This window comes from Phocaeicola fibrisolvens (genome assembly GCF_025567125.1).
Taxonomy (GTDB): Bacteria; Bacteroidota; Bacteroidia; order Bacteroidales; family Bacteroidaceae; genus Phocaeicola; species Phocaeicola fibrisolvens.
Genome location: NZ_JAOQJI010000027.1, coordinates 1 through 23,766 on the forward strand (window position 1 = coordinate 1; position 23,766 = coordinate 23,766).

Here is a 23,766-nt window from a genome sequence, read left to right on the forward strand (position 1 = left end):
TAAAGATACAAAATCTTTAGGTAATAACAATGCCTCGGCTTGGGAAAGTCGGGGCGTTGTCATAAAAAAAGAGGGTATGCATTTTGACACACCCTCTTTTATTTTGTCTGTTTTCAGGGAATAGACTGAATTACGCGTTTGCACGTTTTTCCTGAATTCTGGCTTTCTTACCGGTAAGTGCACGCAGGTAATACAATTTAGCGCGGCGAACTTTACCCACTTTGTTGACAGTGATGCTGTCGATAGCCGGAGATTCCAACGGGAAGATACGTTCAACTCCTACTGTTCCTGACATCTTGCGAACAGTGAAACGTTTCTTTTCACCGTGACCTGAAATTTTGATAACAACACCGCGATACAACTGTACACGTTCCTTGCTACCTTCAACGATACGGTATGCTACTGTGATAGTATCACCAGCTTTGAATGAAGGATGCTGTTTGCCAGTAGCAAATGCTTCTTCTGCAATTTTAATTAAATCCATGTTTTGTAATAAATTAAATTGTTTGATCGTTACAACGCAACATATCAAGTAACTCTTCTTTGACAGCGATTGCGCGAAAGCGGGACAAAAGTAGTGATTTTCCATGAGGTAGCCAAATGTTTCTCTGCTATTTTATTAAAAAATGAGAACGGAATTGTATCGTATTTGCCATTCCTTTGTGAGTTTTTCTTTTTTCGCTACTTTTGACTTCAAATAAATATGATTTTATGAATTACCTGAAAGTTAAAATTGTAAGAGGAATGGCCATCGGTATGCTTGCTGGTTGGCTGTTGGGCAGTTGTAGTTCCAGCTATTCGCTGGTTGGTGTGGAAGGAGGACGTGTGGCCATTACCCGTCAATACGATAATCACTCAGATGCGGAGGCATTCAATATATTGCGACCGTATCAGCAGAAGGTGGATAGCATCATGTCGCCTGTTATCGGACATTCGGCTATGAGTATGAGTGCTTTCCGTCCTGAATCTCCTTTGTCGAACCTGATTGCCGATGTGCTTCGTCAGGCTGGAGAAACGGCTGTTGGCAAGCCGGTGGATGTAGCTGTCATGAATATGGGAGGAATCCGGAATGCGATGCCCGAAGGGGAAATTACGTTTGGCACAATATATGAAATTGCACCTTTTGAAAACGCCTTGTGTGTGCTTACCATGGATGGTGCTACGCTCGAAGAACTTTTCAAGCAGATTGCTTCCGTTCACGGTGAAGGACTTAGCGGGGCTACGTTGCAGATTGATGAACAAGGACATTTGCTGGAGGCAAGGGTAAACGGTCGTCCGGTGGAAGCAAAGAAAGTTTATACGGTAGCGACAATCGATTATCTGGCTGAAGGAAACGATAAGATGGAAGCGTTTCGGAATGCACAGTCGAAGTTGTTTCCGAAAGATGCCTTGTTGAGAAGTTTGTTATTGGATTATGTGAAGAAATGTGAGCAGAAAGGACAGTTTGTGTCTTCACAAGTGGAAGGGAGAATAAAAGTGAATGCATCCAATTGAATAGAAAGGGAAAAAATATGAAAAAAATATATTGCTTGTGGCTGATGTGTCTGTTGGCTGGTGTGGTGGCGGCTCAGTCGGTAAAAGAATTGTATATATTTCACACCAACGATATGCATAGCCGTATAGAACCGTTTGCGACTTATTTCCCGGATTCAGTGTTGGCCGGGAAAGCGGGTATGTTACGTCGGGCAACGTTTGTCAAGGAACAACGGAGAGAACATAAGGATTTGTTGCTTTTTGATTCGGGTGACTTTTCACAAGGAAGTCCTTATTATAATATGTTCAAAGGAGAAGTGGAAATCAAGATGATGAATGAAATGGGATATGATGCAGGCACCATTGGCAATCATGAATTTGATTTTGGGCTGGACAACATGGCTCGTTTGTTCAAAATGGCGAAGTTCCCGATAGTTTGTGCCAATTATGATGTAACCGGAACAGTACTCGAAGGATTGGTGAAAGAATATACAATTATCGAGCGGAACGGTATCCGTATCGGAGTCTTTGGACTGGGTGCTGAACTCGACGGACTTGTGGCACATGCTAATTATGGGAATGTGAAGTTTGAAGATCCGGTTTCCGAAGGACAGCGTGTGGCCGATTTGTTGAAGAATCAGGAACATTGTGATTTGGTGATTTGTTTGTCGCATCTGGGCTGGAAGGGAGAACCCTACTCTGACGTGGAACTGGTTGAAAATACTCGTAATATTGATATTGTATTGGGAGGACATTCTCATTCTTTCTTTGACGGCCCCAAGTTTTATAAGAATCTTGACGGGGTGGAAGTGCCTGTACAGCAGATGGGGAAACATGCAGCTTTCGTCGGAAAGATGGTGGTTAAGATGCAGAAAAATTAAAAGGAAGAAAATATGAAGAGACAAGTTTTATGCAGTGTGGTACTGTGTTTGCTGGCCGTAGCGGGGATTTCCGCGCAAGGTCCTGCACTCCTGAACGGGATACGGGACACTGCGGCTTGCCGTAAATGGGTAGACAGGCAGATGGAACGCATGACCCTGAAACAGAAGGTCGGGCAGTTGTTTATCTATACTCTTCAGCCGGTCGTTACTCAGTATAATAAAAATGTGTTGCGTAAGGCAGTTGAAGATTATGCTGTGGGTGGATTGTTGTTTACCGGTGGAGAGGCTCGGAAGCAGGTACAGCTGACCAATTATGCCCAGTCGTATGCTTCTGTACCACTGATGGTGACTTTCGATGGAGAGTGGGGACTGGGAATGCGGTTGAAAGGTACCCCCTCGTTCCCTTACAATCGCGTACTAGGATGCATACAGAATGATTCATTGTTGTATGCCTATGGAAAAGAAGTGGCTCGTCAGTGTCATACAGTAGGAGTACAGGTGAATTTCGCCCCTGTCGCAGACGTAGACAACAATCCTCAGAACCCGGTAATTAATTTTCGCTCGTTCGGTAGTGACCCAAAGCGGGTGGCCGATAAGGTGGTATCCTATACAAGAGGGTTGGAAGAAGGGGGAGTGCTGGCGGTATGCAAACATTTTCCCGGGCATGGAGATACGGAAATCGACTCGCACAAGGCTTTGCCGGAATTGAGTTTCGACCGTTCTCGTTTGGATAGTATCGAACTTTATCCTTTTCGTAAGGCTATAGAGGCTGGCATCGGAGGGGTAATGGTGGGGCACCTTCATGCACCGGTGCTGGGAGAGGAACCTGCGTCTATTTCTCAGCAAGTCATCATGCATACTCTGATAGAGGAATTACGTTTTCAGGGGTTGGTGGTGACCGATGCGTTGGAAATGAAAGGAATTGCAGGACATGACGATGTCTGTGCACTTGCATTGATGGCTGGGAATGATATGCTGCTGGCTCCTCGTAATTTGAAGAAAGAGATTGATGGAGTGATGACAGCTCTAAAAAAAGGAACATTGTCAAAGGAAGAAATTGACAGGAAATGTCGGAAGGTGTTGACTTTTAAGTATGCACTGGGACTTTCAGACTGGCATGATGTGGCAGAAGATGGCATTGAAGAAAAATTGCAGACGCCGGAGTTATCAGAACTTCAGCAAGAATTGGCTAAGGCTGCAGTAACGGTTTTAAAAGATTCTTCCGCCTTGCTCCCGCTCGATTTGTCAGTGTCGGGTACTGTCTTGTTGAGTGTATCTTCTTCTCTTTCGGAAGCTTATCCATTTTATAATCAGTTGCATCAGGGCTTTCCACTCAGCTGGATACATGCCGATGCCGATTCGCTGGAGGTGATTGCTACCCGTTTGCGTCCGGCGCAGCGGATTTTGGTGGCCTTGCATTCGCAAGAGGTAGAACCCTATGCTTCTTTATTGGAAAATCTGGCTGCCGACAAGCCGTTGGCTCTAGTATGTTTTGAAGATATGAAGGTGCTGGAGAAGATTCCAGAAGCGGTCCGTCATGCGTCGACGGTTGTTCTGGCTCATTCCGATGAGGCTTACCTTCAGCGTGAGGTGGCCGACCTGTTTTTAGGTAATGCTTGTGCCAACGGACGTCTTTCCATTCCACTGGCTGGAATGTTCAAGGCAGGCAGTGGGATTACAATCGATCCGGATGCTCCCCGAAAATATTGTCCGGCAGATTTGGGAATGGATGCTTCCATTTTGGCACATATTGACAGCATTGCTGAGGAAGGTATCCGGCTGGGAGCCTATCCAGGTTGCCATGTGATGGTTCTGAGGGAAGGATTGCCCGTGTATAACAAATGTTTTGGATATTATACGTATGAAGGAAAGAATCCGGTCAAGGAAAACAGTTTGTATGACTTGGCTTCACTGACGAAAGTGACAGCTACTCTGCTGGCAGTTATGAAGTTGTATGATGAAGGTAAATTCGGACTTACCGATAGGGTATCTGATTATTTGCCTGTTTTAAAGAAGACGGATAAATCGCGTATTACGGTGCAAGACTTGCTGTTTCATGAGTCTGGACTTCCTGCTTATCTGCCTTTTTATGAAGAAGCTGTCGACATGAAGTCGTGCAAGGGAGAATTGTTCCGGAAGAAGCCCGATAAGAATCACACTTTGAAATTGGCTGAGAATGTGTATGCTTGCAATGATTTTCGTTATAATCCGGAGTGGGTATCACATACTCCGTCGGCTGAATATTCGCTTCAGGTGGCCGATAGCCTGTTCTTGAAACCGGAGTTTAGCCAGCACGTCATGGAACAGATTGTGAAAGCTCCCCTGAAGGGAAAATCCTATCGCTACAGTTGCCTGAATTTCATGCTTCTCAAAGAGATGGTAGAGAAAATAACAGGTATGCCGATGGATTTATATCTTGACAGTGTATTTTATACTCCGATGGGATTAAGACATACGGCTTTCCGTCCTTTGCGTAAGTTTGCGAAGGAAGAGATTGTCCCTTCAGTAAAGGAGGATTATCTCCGTGGGGGGCTGCTGCAAGGCTTTGTGCAGGATGAGGCAGCAGCTTTCATGGGAGGGGTTTCCGGAAATGCCGGTTTGTTTGCTACAGCGCACGATGTGGCAAAAATTGCGCAGATGTGGTTGGATAAAGGAGTCTGTGGAGACCGGAGGTATTTGAGCCGGGCAACTTGCGAACTGTTCATGACTCTGAAATCCCGCAGCAGCCGTCGGGGACTGGGATTTGACAAGCCCGATGTGGACCATCCGGAGAATAGTCCTTGTACGCCTGAAGCTCCGGCTTCTGTGTTTGGACATACTGGATATACGGGTACTTGTGTCTGGGTGGACCCGGAGCATGAATTGGTTTTTGTGTTCTTGAGCAATCGTACGTATCCTTCTGCACTTGGACCGAACAATTTGGTTCGCTATAATATCCGGACACGGATACAACAGGCAATGTACCAGTCTTTAATGCGTTGATGTTATTTAGACGGGATATAAATTGGCTAGAAAATGCAAACTGGATGTGACAACTGATTGGAAAAAGATTAACTTTGCACTATCAAATTAGGACTAATAATAACTTAACTTTTTTACAACAATGGCTTACGTAATTAGTGACGATTGTATCGCTTGCGGTACTTGTATCGATGAATGCCCGGTAGGAGCAATCTCAGAAGGTGATAAATATTCAATCAATCCGGACGCTTGCACAGAATGTGGAACTTGTGCTGACGTTTGTCCTTCTGAAGCAATTCACCTGGGATAATCGCATCGTCTGTATGACACACAATAAGGGAACTCTTTTCGGGTTCCCTTATTTTTTTTTGTGGTTTTGAGAAGACATTTGAAGACTTTTGATACCTGTGAAAAAACGTAAGGGCGTTCGGGGTAAAACGCTTCGACGTTTGATTCAAAACGTCAAAGCGTTTTAGATCAAACGTCGAAGCGTTTCCTTTCAAATGTCAAAGCGTTTTACTTGAAACGCTTAGGCGTTTTGGAGGGCATAAAAAAACAGCTCTGGAAATCTTTCCCCAGAGCTGTTTTGTCATATTATTCTGACGATGTTATTTCAGGCGGGCCAAAGTTTCCTTGATGCGACGCATAGATTCCACGATGTTTTCGTCGGAAGTGGCGTAGCTCATACGGATGCATTCAGGCGCTCCGAAAGAAGTACCGCCTACGCAAGCCACGTGGCCTACTTCCAGCAGGTACATAGCCAAGTCATCGGCATTGTTGATTACGCGGTCGCCGTCTTTCTTTCCGAAGAAAGAATCACATTTCGGGAATAGGTAGAAGGCTCCCTGCGGTACGTTCACTTCGAATCCCGGGATTTCTTTTGCCAGTTTCACAATCAGGTCGCGGCGGCGTTCGAATGCCTTGCGCATTTCTTCTACCGGAGCCTGTGTGCCTGTGTAAGCAGCTTCAGCGGCTTTCTGTGATACAGAGCAAGGTCCTGAAGTGTACTGTCCCTGCAATTTGTTCACACCTTTTACAATCCATTCCGGACCAGCGATGAAACCGATACGCCATCCCGTCATAGCGTATGCCTTTGATACACCGTTGACAATGACTACACGGTCTTTGATGTCAGCAAACTGAGCGATGCTTTGGTGTTTGCCGATGTAGTTGATATGTTCGTAGATTTCGTCGGCAATGACGATGACACGTTCGTGTTTAGCGATGACTTCTGCCAGTCCTTTCAGTTCTTCCTTTGAATAGACAGAACCTGTCGGGTTAGACGGAGAGCAAAGAATCAGGGCACGGGTCTTGGGAGTGATGGCAGCTTCCAACTGGGCCGGAGTGATTTTGAAGTCTTGTTCGATACCTGCGCGTACGATGACCGGAGTACCTTCAGCCAGTTTCACCATTTCCGGATAGCTTACCCAGAAAGGAGCCGGAACAATCACTTCGTCACCTTTGTTGACCAGTGCCAGGATGGTGTTGCAGACAGACTGCTTGGCACCGTTTGCACAGCTGATTTGAGCGGCGGTGTATTCCAGACCGTTTTCATTTTTCAGTTTTGCCACGATGGCGTTGCGCAGTGCCGGATAGCCGGCTACGGGTGAATAACGAGAGTAGTTTTCGTCAATGGCCTTTTTGGCCGCTTCTTTGATGTGGTCAGGAGTGTTGAAATCCGGTTCTCCCACACTCAGGTTGATGACGTCAACCCCCTGAGCTTTAAGTTCACTACTTTTCTGTGACATAGCCAGTGTAGCCGAAGGCGACAGGCTGTTCAAACGATCTGAAAGTTGGTTCATGTTATTGTGTTATTAAAGTTGGAAATTCTTTGCAAAAGAAGCTAATTTCTTTCACATATAAAAGAAATTAGCTTCGAAAAAGGTTTATTTTCTGTCTCCAAGTATCCGGAGGAGATAAATGAACAAGTTGATGAAGTCGAGATACAAAGTCAAGGCTCCCATCAGGGCTATCTTCTGTGTGGTTTCGTTGACTTCAATGTCGTCGTGCGACAGGAGTTGCTTGATTTTCTGTGAATCATAGGCTGTAAGTCCCACAAAGAGCAGCACGCCGATGTAGGAAATAATCATGTCCATCATCGTGTTGTGCAGGAAGATGTTCACCAGTGAGGCGATAATCAGTCCGATTACTCCCATCAGGCAAAGACTGCCGATGCGGGTAAGGTCTTTCTTGGTGATATAACCGTATAAGGCCGTTACTCCGAATGTTCCGGCTGTCACAAAGAAGGTCGTGGCAATGGAACTGAGGGTATAAATCAGAAAGAGCACAGACATCGTGACCCCGTTCAGAACTGAATAGGCGATGAACAGGAGGGTAGCCGTGGTGAAGCTGATTTTATGTATGCGGGCAGAAAGATACATCACCAAGGCCACTTCGGCAATCAGTAAGCCCCAGAACAAGATGGAATTCTGCATCATGGCCTCAATGAGGGTGTACGATTTGGCCACATACATGGCTACAAAGCCCGTAATGACCAATGCCAGCGTCATCCAAATGTATACACTGCGAAACAAAGCGGTCTGCGCAGCCTTGCTGGCATAACTTTTTACTAAATTGTTTGTTTCCATACGTCTTGATTATTTGTTGAAATGTAAGGTATGTCCCATTCTGTCTTTTTTGGTACGCAGGTAGCGCTCGTTGTATTTGTTGGGAGTCACTTCGATGGGCACGTTTTCTACGATTTCCAGTCCGTAAGCTTCCAGTCCCACGCGCTTGACCGGGTTGTTGGTGAGCAGACGCATCTTGTGGATACCGATTTCGCGAAGAATCTGTGCGCCTACTCCGTAGTCACGTTCGTCGGCCTGATGTCCCAGGCAAAGGTTGGCGTCTACCGTGTCCATGCCTTCTTCCTGCAGCTTGTAGGCTTTCATTTTTTCCATGAGGCCGATGCCGCGCCCTTCCTGGTTCAGGTAGATAATGGCTCCCTTTCCTTCTTTCTCGATTTGCTGCATGGCCTTGTGCAACTGTTCTCCGCAGTCGCAGCGCATGGAGCCGAAGATGTCGCCCGTGGCGCAGGAAGAGTGTACACGTACCAGCACCGGTTCATCTTCAGCGAAAGTGCCTTTGATCAGGGCCACATGTTCCAGTCCGTTACTCTTTTGGCGGAAAGGAATCAGACGGAAGTGGCCGTATTCGGTTGGCATGTCTACTTCCACTCCTCTTTCTACCAGTGACTCCTGTTTCAGGCGGTAAGCAATGAGGTCGGCAATGGAAATCAGTTTGAAGCCGTATTCATCGGCCATCTTCTTCAATTCCGGCAGACGGGCCATTGTTCCGTCTTCGTTCATCACTTCCATCAGGGCTGCGGCAGGATAGAGTCCGGACAAGCGGGCCATATCTACACAAGCTTCCGTATGTCCGGCACGGCGGAGCACACCTTTGTCTTGTGCATACAGCGGGTTCACGTGTCCCGGACGTCCGAAAGTTTCCGGTTTGGAAGTAGGATCGGCCAGTGCGCGGATGGTAGCCGCACGGTCGGCTGCCGATACACCGGTAGTACATCCTTCCAGCTTGTCGATGGTCACAGTAAACGGAGTACCCAGTACGGAAGTGTTGTTAGACACTTGATGGGGCAAGTCCAGTTCCTCGCAGCGAGATATAGTGATAGGGGCGCAAAGTACACCTCTTGCATGTTTCAGCATGAAATTTACTTTTTCCGGGGTAATCAGTTCTGCAGCCACTACCAGGTCGCCTTCATTTTCGCGGTCTTCGTCGTCTACGATGATGACGAATTCTCCTTTGCGGAAATCTTCGATTGCCTCTTCAATTGTATTCAGTTTGATTTTCTCCATAATGATATGATAGTTTAGAATGATTTCTTGATTCTTTCTTGTATGTCACGGTTGGTTTTGACAATGGTTTTTAAATCTTTGTCCAGACGCACACGGTAACGCCAGATATTCAGCCAAATAAGTATTCCGGCAGGAACAATGATGCCAATCAGGAGGTTGAGCCAGCGGTTGTCCGATACGCTCTTGTGAGCCTTTATCGATAAGAACGGATAATTGTTCAATAAGTTCAGCAATACGCTGTCTTTTGTATTGGACAGTTCTTCAATCAGGCCTTCCATTTGTTGGCTGATTTCTTTGATGGCATCGTCGTGCTTGTTGTTGGTAAATATCTGATAATAGTTTGGTGGCCCCAGCAGTTTGTGAGTCTTTTCGTAAGCTTCACATTCTTGGCAGAGTGTGTCCAAATCGTGGCTGATTCTATTATAGTCTGGTGTATGGATAATGACTTCTTTTTTGAATATATGACGTGAAACTCTGATGCCCAGTATCTTCCGGAAGAAGGCTGCATATACATCAATATTGAATACCACAGAATCTTTGTTGGATTTGTAGGTCAGGAATCCACCCAGTGGAGCCAGGATGATTGTACTCATCCATGTTCCCAGTACGATGTTCATTTCTCCACTTTTGGCCACACGGGTAGCTCCGGAGTCGATGATGTAGTAGAGCACGAAAATCAATACAGAGATTACGACCGGCATACCCAGTCCTCCTTTTCGGATGATGGCACCCAGTGGGGCACCGATAAAGAAGAAGATGATACAAGCCAGTGACAAGGTAATTTTTTTATGCCAGTCCGACTGATGGCGGCGGATGTTATTGTCTGCATCCCTTGTCATATAACTTTTCATGCTCCAGTCCGAAATAAGAGAAGAAAGGCGCATTTCTGTTGTATTGAGCGCTTTTAGGCGTTGGGCAGACGTCATACTGTTGAGAATGCTGTCTGTATTGATGATGGTCAGATGCTCTTGCTTGATTTTTGTGGAATCATTTTTTGAGAGTATCGGTTTCCGATAAGTTGTTTTCATGGCATCTGAATACATGGCCTGTCCTACGCTGTCGGCGTACATGTTCAACGAGTCGATAGCCAATGAAATTTCACGCATGTTTTTAATGTCTGAACGCTGGTTCAGGAAGTTTCCGTCTACCATTTCAAAATTGGTATCAAAAGCAATCAAGGTATGTTTTTCCTTGAATGTTTCTCGACGGTAGGGTACATTGCGCGAAATGACCGACTGCGATTTCAGGTTCTCGAACTGTTCACCATTGTACAGATGCAGATACAAATGTTTTTTGTCGGCAGTCAGTTCCAGTTTACCTTCTGCAGCCCAGATGATATGGGCATTTTCGAATCCATCAGAGAAATTATAGATAAGTACATCTTGCAGAATACCTGTATCCCGGTCTTTTTTCTTGACATAGATATTATATCCTTCGATGTCGCTGTAGAACACTCCTTCAGGGATATCTACTTCCGGTGATTTCTGCTTCATGGAAACAAGCAGCGTCCAAAGTTCCTTTTGTGCTTTAGGCCCGATTACATTCTGAAAAAAAAAGGACATGACCCCTAGAAAGGTACAGAAAAGTACTACTGGGCGAATAATGCGCAACAAGGGAATACCTGCTGCCTTCATGGACAACAGTTCATATCGTTCTCCAAAGTTTCCGAAAGTCATCAGGGCAGCCAGAAGAATAGCCAATGGAAGGGACAACGGAATCAGCGTCAGTGCCGATAGAAAGAAGAACTGGGCAAGGACACTCATTTCCAGCCCCTTTCCTACCAGTTCGTCGACATATCTCCATAAAAACTGCATCATGAAGATGAAGAGGCAGATAAAGAATGTCCCCGAAAAGAGCAGTAGAAAACTCTTTAAGACGAATATATCAAGTTTTTTTATGCGTAGCATTCCGTTTCCTATATTATCAGCATGCAAAAGTAGCACAAAAAACGGACAGCAAAGTAAAGTTTTGTATATTTTATAGATTTATACCCCGAAAACTCTTTTTAGAGTTTCAATTTGCGAGTCCCAGAGGCTGCGTGTGTCATCTTCTTCACCCGGTTCCACAAAGTCTGTGATTTCCAGGCTATGGTCGGTAGTCAGTTCATTATAGTGTATTTTCATTTCAAAATAGCTTTTGGATTCTTCGTCGTCCAGCCAGTGAAAGCGGATGAAAAATTCTGGTCGGCTGTTGACCACAATGGCCTGGCGGGTTTCAGTTTTTCCCCAGCGGAACGTATAAGTTTTGCCATCTTTGGTGACCTGATCGGCAAACCAGCGTTGCAGACCGGCAGTTGTACTGATGGCATTCCATATAATGATACTCGAAGATGGGTTTAGTGGATATTCAATTTGTGTTTTTCTTTTCATGACGTTTCTAGTGTTTTTATTTGTATTTTTCAGCAACGGCGGCAAATTAAAGTATTTTTTTGTTCACTCCATAATGATTGGAGGATTTTTTTTGTGGCTTTGCTTTGATTTAGGTCATTCAGGTAGCAGGAGAAGAAGTGTATAGTTTGTTATCTTGGATGTGTAACCTTTCTTATTTTGAGTTTTTGCGGGAAAAAACATAAAAAAGAGACGATAAATTTGCGCAATTCAAAAACTTGCTCTATCTTTGCACCCGCAATCACGAAATGATGGCGGGATAGCTCAGCTGGTTAGAGCGCATGATTCATAATCATGAGGTCCCCGGTTCAATCCCGGGTCCCGCTACGAAGAATGATTTAGCCGTTGGGTGGCTTCCACGCCTGGCGGTTTTTTAATGAATGGCGGGATAGCTCAGCTGGTTAGAGCGCATGATTCATAATCATGAGGTCCCCGGTTCAATCCCGGGTCCCGCTACAAAAAAAGACATTCAGAAATTAACTGAATGTCTTTTTTTTGTGCATATAGGCGTTTATTTCTGTTTTTCTTTCCATAAACGTGTCATGTCTTCCAGTGTTTTGCCCTTAGTCTCTGGAACCAGCCGCCATACAAAGAGGGCAGCAAGGATACAGATTGCTCCGTAGAGTCCATATACGAACATGTGGCCGAATTTATCTCCCATCTCTCCGGCACTCATGTTATACATGGGCAGGAAGGTGGAGGAGACAATGAAGTTGAATATCCATTGGAAGGCTACGGCGATGGCTACGGCAGCTCCACGAATGGTATTGGGGAAGATTTCAGCAATAAGTACCCAGCAGATAGGTCCCCAGCTGAACATAAACGAGGCACTGTAGACCATGATGCTGATAACTGGTATCATGGGGGATAGTCCTGTAACCGCGTTGCTGAGAGCCACTCCGAAGGCACCTGCTGCCATGCCGATGGAACCATAAATCAGTAGTGGCTTGCGTCCCCATTTTTCTACCGTAAAGACGGCTAACAGTGTGAACAGGATGTTGATAATTCCCATGAATACAGTTTGTACCATTGGGTTACCCATGCCCATACTTTCGAAAATACGCGGAGCGAAATAGAGTACGGCGTTGATGCCTACTGCTTGTTGGAATACGCTCAGCATGATGCCGATGAAGATGACCATCCAGCCGTAAGTGAAAAGTTTTTCAGTTTTTTCATTCGCTGTGGCTTTGATGTCATTGAGAATCGCTTTGGCTTGTGTCAGTCCGTTGATGCGGCTTAGTACGAACAGGGCTCTTTCATCTCGTCCGGTCATGGCCAGGTAGCGAGGAGTCTCGGGTACGAATAATACCAGAAGAGTGAATAAACCGGCAGGTACGGCTTCACTGACAAACATCAGACGCCATCCGGTTTCAATACTCCAGGCTGCAGCCTCTGGATTCATGATGCGGTTCACGCCGTCTACGATTTCGACTACCGGGTTCAGATGGTCGCCTAAGATGAGGAAGTTGACGAAATAGACTACCAGCTGGCCGAAGATGATGGCAAACTGGTTCCAGGAAACTAATGTTCCTCGGATGTTACTTGGCGCAATTTCGGCAATATACATCGGGCAGATGGCCGAAGCCAATCCTACACCTATTCCTCCAACTACACGATAAAAGTTGAATGCTACCAACAAAGAGTAGGAAGGGTCTCCGTAGGGAAATATAAGAAATTCCGGATAGTATGAGCCCAAGGCGGACAGGAAAAACATCACTCCCGCAGCCAGCAAAGACAGCTTTCTTCCAAAACGGGATGCAAAATAGCCGGAAAGCGCACTGCCGAGAATACAGCCCAATAGAGCACTTGAGGAAGTGATTCCGTGCCAGGTATCGGTATAGATGAAATCGTCTGCTCTAATGAAGAAAGCCTGGAGGCCTTTTTCTGCTCCAGAAATGACAGCCGTATCATAACCGAACAGTAGCCCTCCGAGAACGGCTACAAGTACGATGGAAAACAGATAGGCTCTGCTTCCTTTTTCTGTGTAATTCATAATGAATAAGTTTTTAGGGAAAACAAAACCGGCATACCCAGTCGGGGGGAAGATAAACTTCACCGACGGGCATGCCGGTTGAGCGCTAAATTTTTAGCTCATTAGCAATACATGTTTACAATAGCTTCGTACAATTCTTGTTTTCCGCTGGTCTGTTTCGGTTCGCCTGCGGTCTTTGCGTATGCTACAACATCTTCCAGAGTCAGCTTGCCTTTTTCAAAGTCTTTTCCTTTTCCGCTGTCAAATGAAGCGTAACGTTCAGCAAACATTTTCTTGTAAGGAGATTCTTCGAGCAGACGGGCTGCATTTTCCAATGCACGGGCCATGGCATCCATTCCGGCGATGTGTGCGATGAAGATGTCTTCCAGGTCGGTAGAGTTACGGCGTGTCTTGGCATCGAAGTTGGTACCGCCGTTGCCCAGACCACCGCCACGGATAATCTGCATCATGGCCTGAATCAGTTCATAATTGTCGATAGGGAACTGGTCGGTATCCCATCCGTTTTGATAGTCACCGCGGTTGGCGTCGATAGAACCCAGCATGCCGTTGTCGACAGCAACAGCCAGTTCGTGTTCAAAGGTATGACCGGCCAGTGTGGCGTGGTTTACTTCAATGTTTACTTTGAAGTCTTTGTCCAATCCGTGTGCTCTCAAGAAGCCGATTACGGTTTCTGTATCTACATCATACTGGTGTTTAGTCGGTTCCATCGGTTTGGGTTCAACCAGGAAAGTTCCTTTGAAGCCTTTGGCACGGGCGTAGTCACGAGCCATTTTCAGCATCTGTGCCAGGTGTTCCTTTTCACGTTTCTGGTCGGTGTTCAGCAGTGACATGTAACCTTCACGTCCACCCCAGAATACATAGTTTGTACCACCCAGTTCGATGGTTGCATCGATGGCATTTTTAATCTGTACGGCGGCACGGGCTACTACGTCGAAATCAGGATTGGTAGCTGCACCGTTCATGTAACGTGCGTGACCGAATACGTTGGCAGTACCCCACAACAGTTTGATACCTGTTTCTTCCTGTTTTTTCTTGAGATAAGCAACGACTTCTTTCAGGTTTGCTTCGTATTCTTCGATGGTAGCAGCTTCGTCGCACAAGTCTACATCGTGGAAGCAGTAGTATTCGATACCGATTTTCTGCATGAATTCAAAACCTGCATCAGCCTTGTCTTTTGCAGCCTGTACTTTGTCAGGATTTCCTTTCCAAGGGAAGGTTTTTGTACCGCCACCAAATTGGTCGCCGCCTTCAGCACACAAGGTATGCCACCAAGCCATAGCAAACTTCAACCATTCTTTCATTGGTTTGCCCATGATGATTTTGTTTGCATCATAATAACGGAAAGCCATCGGGTTTTTGCTTTCTACACCTTCAAATTTGATTTTTCCGATACCCGGAAAGTACTCTTTTGTTGCCATAATATTTTCGTTTAAAAGTTAATGGATGATTTTATTTTTTGTTGATTTTTCGAGACATTCTTTCCAACGTGCGTATGCGTCGGCGTAGGCTGCTTCATCGGATGCTTTCGGCTCGATGACGGCCAGTTTGTCGAGAGTAGCAAAAGCCTCTACGTGGTCGCGGTAGATGCCTGCTCCCATACCTGCTCCTTTGGCTGCTCCTACGGAACCGTCTGTGTCATACAGTTCAATGGTGGCTCCGGTTACTCCGGCCAGGGTGTCACGGAAGAGCGGGCTCAGGAACATATTCGCATGTCCTGCGTGAATCTTTTTCACATCCATGCCCATGCCTTTCATGATATCGATGCCATAACGGAAGGAGAACACAATTCCTTCTTGTGCGGCACGCAGCAGGTGACTGCGGTTGTGCAGGTTGAAGTTGATACCTTGGATGGAACAGCCTGTTTCCTGATTCTGCAACATGCGTTCTGCACCGTTTCCAAACGGAAGGATACTGATACCGTCTGCACCAATAGGAGCTTGTGCAGCCACTTCGTTCATTTCTGCATAGTTCAGGTCGGAAGCGAGCGTACGCTTCATCCAAGAGTTCAGGATGCCTGTGCCGTTGATGCAGAGCAGGACGCCCAAACGGGTTTGTGAAGCGGTGTGATTGACGTGTGCAAAGGTATTGACACGTGATTGTGGGTCGTAGTTTACGCTGCCGTTCACACCATATACCACTCCGGATGTGCCCGCGGTAGAAGCTATCTCTCCCGGGTTGAACACGTTCAGTGACAGGGCGTTGTTAGGCTGGTCTCCCGCACGGTAGGTTACGGGAGTGCCTGCTTTCAGTCCCAGTTCAGCTGCTACCTTTTCGGTCAGTTTTCCTTGTTCGGAGAAGGTCGGGCGGATATCGGCCAAAAGGGAAGCATCAATACCGTAATAATTCAGCAAGAAATCGGCTACCTTGTTTTCTTTAAAATCCCAGAACATTCCTTCCGACAATCCAGAGACAGTGGTACAAATTTCTCCGGTCAGGCGCATGGCGATGTAGTCGCCCGGAAGCATTACTTTATAGATTTTTGCATATATGTCAGGTTCGTTTTCTTTGACCCATGCCAGTTTGGAGGCCGTGAAATTACCCGGTGAGTTGAGCAGGTGAGAAAGGCACTGTGCTTCTCCTAACTCTTGAAAGGCTTTCTGTCCGTAAGGTACAGCTCTGGAGTCACACCAGATGATAGAAGGGCGGAGCACTTGTTGGTTCTTGTCCACACAAACCAGTCCATGCATCTGGTAAGAAATACCGATGGCTTTGATTTCTTCTGGTTTGGCTCCTGAAGTGGACAGTACAGCCTGTGTGGACAGTTTCAGATTTTCCCACCAGCTTTGTGGGTCTTGTTCAGCCCATCCTTGTTTCACGGCGAGGATGGGTGCTTCTGTCTTCGGGAAAAAGGCGGATGCTGCACATTTTCCAGTTTCTACGTTGACCAGACTCGCCTTGACCGACGAGCTTCCTATGTCATAACCTAATAAATACATGTTTATATTGTTTTTTGATTATCTTCTTGTCTTGTTGTAGATTTTCCGGTCAAAGCGGTAATACCGTGCGGCACGATGAGATACTCCTTGTTCATATTCCTCCAAAGGTACGATGTATTCCATCATGGAAATCTTTTTGTGGAAGTTTCGCACATCCAGTTGTTTTCCGTATACCACTTCGTAGAGCATACGTAATTGCAAGGCTGTGAATTTTCTTGGCAGCAGCTCAAAAATGCACGATGGATTGAATTCTATGTGCTGACGGATGAGCCTCATGGCTTCTGCGATTATCAGGTTATGGTCAAACGCCAGATCTTTTACTTCTTCGAGCGCTACCCATTCAGCTTTGTATTCATTCAAATTTTTATTTAATGCCTTGTCTATTTTTACTAAAGCAAGATAGGCTATAGTGACAATTCGTTCTACCTTGGCTTTTTCCGCTCTTTCCAGCCAATGTACATCTTTCGGGTTCTTGGTACGGTCTTTAGAACCGAAAGCCTTGAATTGCATCAGATCTACATTTTTTAGGCCAGTCAAATCCTGAAGTACCCGTTTGGCCGCATCGTCCAAGTCTTCATCCATATAGATAAGGCTTCCTGGGAGCTTCATGTCGTGGAAAACTTCTCCACTTTCTTCTCCCATACGTTTGACGAGTAGCACTTTTAATTTCTCTCCGTCGAATCCGATGACTACGCAATCTACTGAGATGTGGTTGTTGGCCAATTGTCTTGTGTATTCCATAAGCATTTTTCTGTCTACTTTGCAAAGAACGTCTTTTTAATTGAATTATGCAATAGGAAAATCCTAATTGTAAAAGCTTATTGTTCAATGGAATAAATATCTTCTTTCGTACAATATCATGATTTGTTGTTTTTGTATCTCATACAATATGTATTCGGGGTGATTTTCCTTTTGGATTTTTTTTAAATCATGGTAGAATTGAAGTAACGAATATTCAAGGATTTAAGTCGTGTGAATGAAGCAACGAGGATAGGTCACTTATTGTATTTTACGCCTGAGGAATTTTATAGGGTTGCTGTCGGGGAAATAGTGGGGGATAATGGTAATTTTCTTTATGTGTTAAAAATCTAAAAGAGAAAAAATGTACCTTTGCATTGTTTTTTAGAGGAAATAATTATGGAGAATTCAATGAAATTAATCATGTTGGGTACGGGAAATGCTGCCGTAGTGAACTGTTACAATACGTGTTTCGCACTTTGTCGAGGAGAAAATTTTTTTCTGGTGGATGCGGGAGGAGGCAACGGTATCTTGCAGCAGCTTCAGAAAGCCCATATACCTTTGAATGGGATTCATGAGATTTTTGTAACGCATGCCCATACCGATCATATTTTAGGAGTGATTTGGATGATTCGTGTGGTGGCACAGGCCATGCAGAAAGGAGAGTACGAAGGAAAATTACGTGTGTACGGCCATGACAAGGTGGTGAAGGTGCTCGACTGGATTTGTCGGATGACTTTACCGAAAAAGATTGTAGTCCGCTTGGGAGAGGACATTCTGTTGTGTGAAGTAGAGAATGGAGGAAAATTTCAGGCCATTGGTCTGGAGGTAGAATGCTTTGATATTGCTTCTACAAAAGAAAAGCAGTTTGGTTTTCGTACTTGTTTGCCCGACGGACAGTCGCTGGTCTGTCTGGGCGACGAACCCTACAATGAATGTAACCGGCATTATGTCGAAGAAGCCGACTGGTTGTTGTGTGAGGCCTTCTGTTTGTATGAAGACCGGGAGCGTTTTAAGCCTTACGAGAAACATCACAGCACGGCACTTGATGCCGGACGGCTGGCAGCCCAACTGGGTGTGAAAAAACAGCTGTTGTATCATACGGAGGATAAAACGCTTGCTACTCGAAAAGAACGTTATACGGCAGAAGCTGCTTCACAGTTTAGCGGGAAGGTATATGTGCCGGATGATTTAGAGGAGATTATATTATAGGGCAGTAAGAGAGTGTTGTTTGTTTGAGGGCAATTACTGCGGAATAGTAAGCGAGTTTTCGTGGCCAGTTTGGAAGTCGTTATAAAAGGAAGGTTTACTGAAATAAAAAAGCCGCTCCAGTAGTAAGTCTGGAACGGCTTTTTTTATGGTAAATATTTTATTTCATTATCTTGACAAAGTAAGTCAGAGTAGGAAGATGGTCACTGAAACCGTTTTGGAAAGTTGTACCAGAGAAGGTTCGGAGCGGATAGCCTTTGTATTTTCCTTCCTGTTGGATAAGGAAAGGACGGTTGAATACTTCGCTTTTCCAGAACTTCAGTGTAGTACGGTCTTTTCCAATAAGGTTGCCGGATATTATCTGCTGATCGAACAGATTCCACTGATTCTGATAGCAAAGAGAGCCGATACCTTGGTCGTATAGTTTCCATGTGGCATTGTAATATCCGTTAGCTTTTACTTTCTTGATATCTTTTTTGGCACCCAGTACCTCACTGCAACTTTTGTTATATGGGTCATCGTTCAAGTCACCCACAATCAGCACCTTGGCTTCCGGATTCTGTGCATGGATGGAATCACCGATATGCTTCACGATGCTGGCTGCAAATTCTCTTAGCGGAGAGGAGGCAGCACCGCCGTAGCGTGAAGGCCAGTGATTGACAATCAGGTGGAAGGGTTCTCCTGCCAAGATACCGCTTACCAACAAGATATCACGGGTCTTGTAGTTGGGCATATCCGGTTTGTGGAAGGGATAAGTACGTGCGTCAATTAGCTTAAACAATTTTGGGTTGTATAATGCTGCTACGTCGATACCTCTGTGGTCGGGTGACTCAAAGTGTACGATTTCATATCCCATTCCATCGATAGGAGTTGTGTGGGTCAAGTCTTCCAATACCTTTCGGTTTTCTACTTCAGCCACGCCGATGATGGCAGGACCAGCCGGGCAATAATCTTTTCCTAGCTGAGAAATCACTTTGGCAATGTTCTGTAATTTTTGTTCATACTTGGACTGAGTCCATTCATATTTTCCTTCAGGTGTGAAATCATCGTCACCTTTATTGTTGGGGTCGTCAATTGTGTCCCAAAGATTTTCCAAGTTATAGAATGCGGCTGCATATACTCCCAGTCTGTCTTGTGCAGACAGACGGAGAGTATACACACAAGCGATGAACAAAGTGAAAATGAGTAATCGTTTATTCATAACTTCTGTTGTTTGGTATTAATGCTCGGGTGTGGGTTCAATGGTGGTTCCTTCTTCGTTGCCGGAGGTGCTGCTACCTGGAACATAGAGTTTTACATTGTATAGGCGCAATCCATAGGCGTTGTCAGTAGTTGTGCAATAGAATTCCAAGGTCGTATTGTCGGATACTGTGACATTTTCGATAGTCATCTTGAAAGGAGTGTTTCCTTGCTTGGCATCGCCTGTAACTTCTTTGCTCGGGATACTCAACTCTTGTCCGTTGCATTTGACTTTCAGTGTGTTCAAATCCTGTTTCTCACCAGCATTATATACGTTAGCGCCTACCTGGTATTCTAATGTTGCAGAGGTATTGCCTTGTGCATTGATACCTTTAATGGCAATAGCTACGTCCTTATTTCCTGGGAACCAAACATTGGTAAGGTTGCTGACGATACGAACAGAGGCTTTTTCTTCCGAAGTATTCTCAAACATGCTGGCAGGATTGTCAAATCCTTTATAATCGCTGAGGTAAGGCCAGTAGTTCCCGCTCTTTTCAGGAGTTCCAAAAGATTCCTGGAATAGCACTTTTTCGCTGCTGGGTGTTTGTTCTCCTCCTTCATTACCACCTTCTTCACTGCTTCCAGTAAAGTCGCTGACATCGCTGGCAGTGCGTAGCGTGAGCTGCCATGTACCTCTGAATCGTCCTAAAATACCTGTTACGTTACCTTTTCCTGTTGGCAGTTTGTTGCCAGCAAAGCTGGCATAGTTGCTGGTACGAATCATGAGTGTATTTCCATGGCTGTCGGTAATGTTTTCTTCACCATAACCGCTTTCAGGAGCGAAGATTCCAGTTCCTCCGTTTTGGAAAGTTACTCCAGTAAATTGAATCAGTTTGAATTTGTATGCATCAGGGTTTGTATTGATGGTGCTGATGTCATCGATTACAAGAGGTTTTGCATTTTCGGGATTAGCCCATCCGTCTTTACTTACGTGTTTCTCAAAATCTTCCCATGGAGTTCGATACAAATAGCCTTGCGGGTGACCCAATTGCTGTTCGTCACCATATACGGAGATGCTCAGTCCGTTCAGGTCTACATAAACGGTCTGACCTACCGGGTAGTAATTGTATACACTGCTTTGGTCTACTTCCATTTCAATGGCACCCGTTTCATCCTGCAGGTAGATTTTCTTGAAGATGTTTCCCGATTCATCGTTGCCGGTGATTACTGCTTTCAGTACCTGATCTTGCGAAATGATGACAGGAGTGTCTTCAGTAGCCGCAGCCGTTTGTGTGCGAAGTTCGGAAATCGTAATATTAGCTGACGGGCCTGTATATTCAGGTTCTGTCAGGAGAGGAGCGTCGTAGTCTCGTTCACAGGCAAAAAGAGCGAGTGAAGCAATGAGTGGCAGACTGATATTTTTTAAGAGTTTCATATATTCTGAGTTTTATGTAAGTTATTGATTAAAAACGGTAGCTGACATTCAAGAAGCAGTTGATTCCCTGCATGTAATAGTATTTTCCTCCAAAGCGTTCCGGATGTTCAAGGTCGAAACGGCCTTGTTCATATCCTCCAGTACAAATGTCTTTTTTATTCAGTACATTGTTTAGAGAGAGATTAAAGTTGATAGACTGTTTTCCAGGTAGATAAAAGATTTTTCCTACAGATAAATCCAGTGTATAGGCTGCTGGGAAACGTTCTTGTGTAGTCAGTTGTTTGAAAGCATCGTAGTATTGGTTATACGGTGTGACAGAAGTGTAACTTGATGCCAAGCGGCGGAGTGGTGCTGCTTCAATGTAATTGCGTGCAAATCCATTCAGGTTGGCTCCCAGGAACCAATAGTTGATGAAGTAACGAATTCCGAATGTACCGGCTATTTGTGGAACTCCACCCACATATACATCTTTCATGTATACTTTTTCTTGTGCGACAATTTTTCCGTTTTCTGAATTCTTTATACCGTCCGGATTATTGCTATAGTAATATTCACCCACGGTGCCGGCCAAGTCAAAGCTCCAGTGGTCATCTACTTTATAAGTAGCTCCCAGTTCAACTCCTCTGTGGATCCGATTCACTCCATAAAGCACGTGGTTGATGAATGTTCCTTCAATGCCATCGTAGTAGCTGCTACGTTCCATCTGGTCGTAGAAATTGGTTTGGAATACTCCGATACGTCCGGCCAGGTGAGGAGTAGAGAAGATGTAGTTGATATCAGCAGAGAGAATGCGTCCGCTCTTCATATTATCGATTGTACGGTCGGTGATACGTGGTGATACGTACGCTTCGTTGGGCAGAGGAGCTTCGCTTCCGTAGCTGATATTGGCATTGATCATGTGACGTCCGTTGAATTTATAGGTCAATCCTCCTTTTACTGTCAGGTCGGTAAACTGGTGGCGTGCACCTTTTCCGAAGGAGCTGTCAGGATAACGTCCGTTACGCATTTTACCGTCACGCTGGAAACTGGTATAAGTCAGTTTCATACCATAATAGTAGTCCCAATAACGTGAATGATACTGGTTAACTACCCATGCGTTCAATGAGTAAATGTTCAGGTTGTAGTTGTAACCGAAGATGCCATCCTCATACACCTTTCTTTGTGGACGGTTCAAGTCATTTTGTATTTTATCCGGGTCTCCGGAGAAATCCTGTTCTGCAAACTTGTCGATGTCCAATACGTATTCGGCTCCCAAGAGGTCGTTTACGGTTTTAAATTGGCGTGACTGGGTATATCTTGCCCCTATGCCAGCCGTAATGTCAAAGTGTCGGCTCATGTGTGCATTCAGGGTAGAGTTGAATGAGGTTTCCAATAAATCACTGCGGCGTTCTTCTACCATGTAGACAGCAGCTCCATTGCCATTACGGATATTGTTGGCATTAGCCAGGTACAAGTCATTCCAGTTAATCTGAGTAAAATCCGTTTGATTGCTGCTCCATAAGGCTTTGTATCTAGCCTGTGTTTCCTCGTTTTCGAAATATGACGGCAAATAACGGTAATAATCCGGTCGTGGGTCTGGGGCATTATACCAGTTCAATGCTGTATTTCCATAACGGGCATAGTGTGCTCCTACGCCTGTGGTCAGCGTCATGTTGTCATTGATTTTCCAAATGTGTGAAATAATAGCTGTCGGGTCGAAGGCCGTTACCACCTTGGCATTTCTTTTCTTTCCGTTCTGATATCCCCAGTTCGGGTTATAAAGGTAGTTTCCTGTCAGTTCATATACTTCACGGTAGGAACTTCCTTGCTGTCCGCGTTGTACAGGCGAAACGAAAGCCACCATAGACAGGCTGTGCTTTCCACCCAGCCATTGCTTTTCGGCAGAAAAAGCGAAAGAAACATTCTTGTAGAATGTACCATCGATATTACCTTCATTGGAATAACGTCCACCGATGGAAGTTGTGAACGCCCATCCGTTGTCTTTTAATCCGGTAGAATAGGTAAACATACCCCGGAGATAATAATTTCGGTTCGTGTAGCTTAAAGTTAACTTTCCACCTGGAGTGTAAGTACTAGCCCGCATGTTGATGTTTTCGGTCCCTCCCAGTTCTCCAAAAGTAAAAGAAGAAGGTGCGGTGAAGTTTGTCACGTCTCCGTTGCGGGTCATATCGTTCAACGCTCCCACTGATGCATAATTGAAGACACCTCGGTTTTGGTCGTTGAATTCTACTCCGTTGATGTATTTCACTTCTTGTGTGCTGTTGTAGCCGCGTGGAGAAAAACGGGCTGGTGACAGTTGATAAGCCGCCTTGTTCAGGAAAATATCGTTAGATAAAATAACGGTAGAACTTACATCCTGGCCGGAAGTTTCTACATCATCGTCTACCATGCCTGCATCAATGATACCAATCATGGATACATCTTCGTTGGCGTTCAGTTCAGTTACTCGGATAGGTTTTAGTTCAGTTACGCCTAAGTCTTCTACTTCAATGGATACACTCTTGGGCGTAATCATTACGGAGTTAAGCTGAATGACGTATTTTCCCGGCTTGATGTCCCGGATGGTAAAGTTTCCATCCGCGTCGGTTCTAACTTGACGGTTTTGTCCTTTTACCGTCACGATGACTCCGGGAACGGGGTCATTGCTTACTGCTCCGATCACACTTCCTTTCACGTTCACATTTCCTTGTGCAAAGGCAAGGTAAGGAAGGAAGAATGCCATGAAGAACAGTAATTTGTGTTTCATAAAAAATTAATTGTTA

General features: G+C 45.2%; 18 protein-coding genes and 2 tRNA genes. 7 read left to right on the forward strand and 13 right to left on the reverse strand.

Annotation, left to right across the window (positions count from 1 at the left end; genetic code table 11):
* Nucleotides 1-130 precede the first annotated feature (130 nt).
* Nucleotides 131-484, reverse strand: a complete 354-nt coding sequence (gene rplS / locus OCV81_RS11350) for a 50S ribosomal protein L19 (protein WP_022352866.1) — start codon at nt 482-484, stop codon at nt 131-133.
* Nucleotides 485-711: 227 nt separating this feature from the next.
* On the opposite strand from rplS, the gene OCV81_RS11355 reads away from it, so the two are divergent.
* From OCV81_RS11355 to OCV81_RS11370, 4 genes are all read left to right on the forward strand, one after another.
* Nucleotides 712-1,494 (forward strand): 5'-nucleotidase C-terminal domain-containing protein, encoded by a 783-nt coding sequence (locus tag OCV81_RS11355; RefSeq protein WP_262640336.1) that lies wholly within the window; start codon nt 712-714, stop codon nt 1,492-1,494.
* A gap of 17 nt (nt 1,495-1,511) precedes the next feature.
* Entirely contained in the window at nt 1,512-2,354 is an 843-nt protein-coding gene (locus OCV81_RS11360) for a bifunctional metallophosphatase/5'-nucleotidase (RefSeq protein ID WP_022352864.1), read from the forward strand.
* 12 nt (nt 2,355-2,366) lie between these two features.
* The gene (locus OCV81_RS11365; RefSeq protein ID WP_148330106.1) at nt 2,367-5,336 is read left to right on the forward strand and encodes a glycoside hydrolase family 3 N-terminal domain-containing protein; all 2,970 of its coding nucleotides are present in this window, start codon (nt 2,367-2,369) and stop codon (nt 5,334-5,336) included.
* Nucleotides 5,337-5,457: 121 nt separating this feature from the next.
* Nucleotides 5,458-5,625 carry a DUF362 domain-containing protein gene (locus OCV81_RS11370; RefSeq protein WP_007557742.1) on the forward strand — a complete coding sequence of 56 codons (168 nt, stop codon included), beginning with the start codon at nt 5,458-5,460 and terminating at the stop codon, nt 5,623-5,625.
* Between the two features lie 298 nt (nt 5,626-5,923).
* Here OCV81_RS11370 and OCV81_RS11375 read toward each other — a convergent pair whose 3' ends face one another.
* From OCV81_RS11375 to OCV81_RS11395, 5 genes are all read right to left on the reverse strand, one after another.
* On the reverse strand, nt 5,924-7,117 hold the full coding sequence (locus tag OCV81_RS11375) for a pyridoxal phosphate-dependent aminotransferase (protein ID WP_148330107.1): 1,194 nt from the start codon (nt 7,115-7,117) through the stop codon (nt 5,924-5,926).
* Between the two features lie 84 nt (nt 7,118-7,201).
* Nucleotides 7,202-7,903, reverse strand: coding sequence for a Bax inhibitor-1/YccA family protein (locus tag OCV81_RS11380; RefSeq protein ID WP_148330108.1), 702 nt, complete (start codon nt 7,901-7,903; stop codon nt 7,202-7,204).
* 9 nt (nt 7,904-7,912) lie between these two features.
* Nucleotides 7,913-9,127, reverse strand: a complete 1,215-nt coding sequence (locus OCV81_RS11385; RefSeq protein WP_148330109.1) for a bifunctional 3,4-dihydroxy-2-butanone-4-phosphate synthase/GTP cyclohydrolase II — start codon at nt 9,125-9,127, stop codon at nt 7,913-7,915.
* A gap of 14 nt (nt 9,128-9,141) precedes the next feature.
* A complete protein-coding gene (locus OCV81_RS11390; RefSeq protein ID WP_148330110.1) occupies nt 9,142-11,034 on the reverse strand; it encodes an LptF/LptG family permease in 1,893 nt (630 codons plus the stop codon).
* Nucleotides 11,035-11,112: 78 nt separating this feature from the next.
* On the reverse strand, nt 11,113-11,496 hold the full coding sequence (locus OCV81_RS11395) for an START-like domain-containing protein (RefSeq protein ID WP_022352858.1): 384 nt from the start codon (nt 11,494-11,496) through the stop codon (nt 11,113-11,115).
* Nucleotides 11,497-11,767: 271 nt separating this feature from the next.
* On the opposite strand from OCV81_RS11395, the gene OCV81_RS11400 reads away from it, so the two are divergent.
* Together OCV81_RS11400 and OCV81_RS11405 are read left to right on the forward strand one after the other, a co-directional pair.
* Nucleotides 11,768-11,841, forward strand: a tRNA-Met gene (locus OCV81_RS11400).
* A gap of 55 nt (nt 11,842-11,896) precedes the next feature.
* A tRNA-Met gene (locus OCV81_RS11405) sits at nt 11,897-11,970 on the forward strand.
* 55 nt (nt 11,971-12,025) lie between these two features.
* Here the strand turns inward: OCV81_RS11405 and xylE are convergent.
* The 4 genes from xylE to OCV81_RS11425 all read right to left on the reverse strand — a co-directional run bounded on the left by xylE (nt 12,026) and on the right by OCV81_RS11425 (nt 17,190).
* Nucleotides 12,026-13,507: a D-xylose transporter XylE gene (gene xylE, locus OCV81_RS11410; RefSeq protein ID WP_148330111.1), complete on the reverse strand. Its 1,482-nt coding sequence runs from the start codon at nt 13,505-13,507 to the stop codon at nt 12,026-12,028.
* A gap of 101 nt (nt 13,508-13,608) precedes the next feature.
* Complete coding sequence (gene xylA, locus OCV81_RS11415) at nt 13,609-14,925, reverse strand: xylose isomerase (protein ID WP_148330112.1); 1,317 nt, start codon at nt 14,923-14,925, stop codon at nt 13,609-13,611.
* A gap of 18 nt (nt 14,926-14,943) precedes the next feature.
* Nucleotides 14,944-16,443, reverse strand: coding sequence for a xylulokinase (locus OCV81_RS11420; protein ID WP_148330113.1), 1,500 nt, complete (start codon nt 16,441-16,443; stop codon nt 14,944-14,946).
* Between the two features lie 18 nt (nt 16,444-16,461).
* The gene (locus OCV81_RS11425; RefSeq protein ID WP_148330114.1) at nt 16,462-17,190 is read right to left on the reverse strand and encodes an NUDIX hydrolase; all 729 of its coding nucleotides are present in this window, start codon (nt 17,188-17,190) and stop codon (nt 16,462-16,464) included.
* 390 nt (nt 17,191-17,580) lie between these two features.
* Here OCV81_RS11425 and OCV81_RS11430 point away from each other — a divergent pair, with 390 nt between their 5' ends.
* The gene (locus OCV81_RS11430; RefSeq protein WP_148330115.1) at nt 17,581-18,393 is read left to right on the forward strand and encodes an MBL fold metallo-hydrolase; all 813 of its coding nucleotides are present in this window, start codon (nt 17,581-17,583) and stop codon (nt 18,391-18,393) included.
* Nucleotides 18,394-18,550: 157 nt separating this feature from the next.
* On the opposite strand, the gene OCV81_RS11435 is transcribed toward OCV81_RS11430, so the two are convergent.
* From OCV81_RS11435 to OCV81_RS11445, 3 genes are read right to left on the reverse strand one after another with little or no spacing between them, the layout of a single operon-like run.
* Entirely contained in the window at nt 18,551-19,591 is a 1,041-nt protein-coding gene (locus OCV81_RS11435) for an endonuclease/exonuclease/phosphatase family protein (RefSeq protein WP_148330116.1), read from the reverse strand.
* 18 nt (nt 19,592-19,609) lie between these two features.
* On the reverse strand, nt 19,610-21,004 hold the full coding sequence (locus OCV81_RS11440; RefSeq protein ID WP_148330117.1) for a DUF5689 domain-containing protein: 1,395 nt from the start codon (nt 21,002-21,004) through the stop codon (nt 19,610-19,612).
* Nucleotides 21,005-21,032: 28 nt separating this feature from the next.
* Nucleotides 21,033-23,750: a TonB-dependent receptor gene (locus OCV81_RS11445; RefSeq protein ID WP_148330118.1), complete on the reverse strand. Its 2,718-nt coding sequence runs from the start codon at nt 23,748-23,750 to the stop codon at nt 21,033-21,035.
* Nucleotides 23,751-23,766: the final 16 nt, after the last annotated feature.

Excerpts from the sequence above, each read along its gene's own strand:
- rplS (WP_022352866.1), bottom strand. The coding sequence starts at position 484 with ATGGATTTAATTAAAATTGCAGAAGAAGCATTTGCTACTGGCAAACAG.
- OCV81_RS11355 (WP_262640336.1), top strand. The coding sequence starts at position 712 with ATGAATTACCTGAAAGTTAAAATTGTAAGAGGAATGGCCATCGGTATG.
- OCV81_RS11360 (WP_022352864.1), top strand. The coding sequence starts at position 1,512 with ATGAAAAAAATATATTGCTTGTGGCTGATGTGTCTGTTGGCTGGTGTG.
- OCV81_RS11365 (WP_148330106.1), top strand. The coding sequence starts at position 2,367 with ATGAAGAGACAAGTTTTATGCAGTGTGGTACTGTGTTTGCTGGCCGTA.
- OCV81_RS11370 (WP_007557742.1), top strand. The coding sequence starts at position 5,458 with ATGGCTTACGTAATTAGTGACGATTGTATCGCTTGCGGTACTTGTATC.
- OCV81_RS11375 (WP_148330107.1), bottom strand. The coding sequence starts at position 7,117 with ATGAACCAACTTTCAGATCGTTTGAACAGCCTGTCGCCTTCGGCTACA.
- OCV81_RS11380 (WP_148330108.1), bottom strand. The coding sequence starts at position 7,903 with ATGGAAACAAACAATTTAGTAAAAAGTTATGCCAGCAAGGCTGCGCAG.
- OCV81_RS11385 (WP_148330109.1), bottom strand. The coding sequence starts at position 9,127 with ATGGAGAAAATCAAACTGAATACAATTGAAGAGGCAATCGAAGATTTC.
- OCV81_RS11390 (WP_148330110.1), bottom strand. The coding sequence starts at position 11,034 with ATGCTACGCATAAAAAAACTTGATATATTCGTCTTAAAGAGTTTTCTA.
- OCV81_RS11395 (WP_022352858.1), bottom strand. The coding sequence starts at position 11,496 with ATGAAAAGAAAAACACAAATTGAATATCCACTAAACCCATCTTCGAGT.
- xylE (WP_148330111.1), bottom strand. The coding sequence starts at position 13,507 with ATGAATTACACAGAAAAAGGAAGCAGAGCCTATCTGTTTTCCATCGTA.
- xylA (WP_148330112.1), bottom strand. The coding sequence starts at position 14,925 with ATGGCAACAAAAGAGTACTTTCCGGGTATCGGAAAAATCAAATTTGAA.
- OCV81_RS11420 (WP_148330113.1), bottom strand. The coding sequence starts at position 16,443 with ATGTATTTATTAGGTTATGACATAGGAAGCTCGTCGGTCAAGGCGAGT.
- OCV81_RS11425 (WP_148330114.1), bottom strand. The coding sequence starts at position 17,190 with ATGCTTATGGAATACACAAGACAATTGGCCAACAACCACATCTCAGTA.
- OCV81_RS11430 (WP_148330115.1), top strand. The coding sequence starts at position 17,581 with ATGGAGAATTCAATGAAATTAATCATGTTGGGTACGGGAAATGCTGCC.
- OCV81_RS11435 (WP_148330116.1), bottom strand. The coding sequence starts at position 19,591 with ATGAATAAACGATTACTCATTTTCACTTTGTTCATCGCTTGTGTGTAT.
- OCV81_RS11440 (WP_148330117.1), bottom strand. The coding sequence starts at position 21,004 with ATGAAACTCTTAAAAAATATCAGTCTGCCACTCATTGCTTCACTCGCT.
- OCV81_RS11445 (WP_148330118.1), bottom strand. The coding sequence starts at position 23,750 with ATGAAACACAAATTACTGTTCTTCATGGCATTCTTCCTTCCTTACCTT.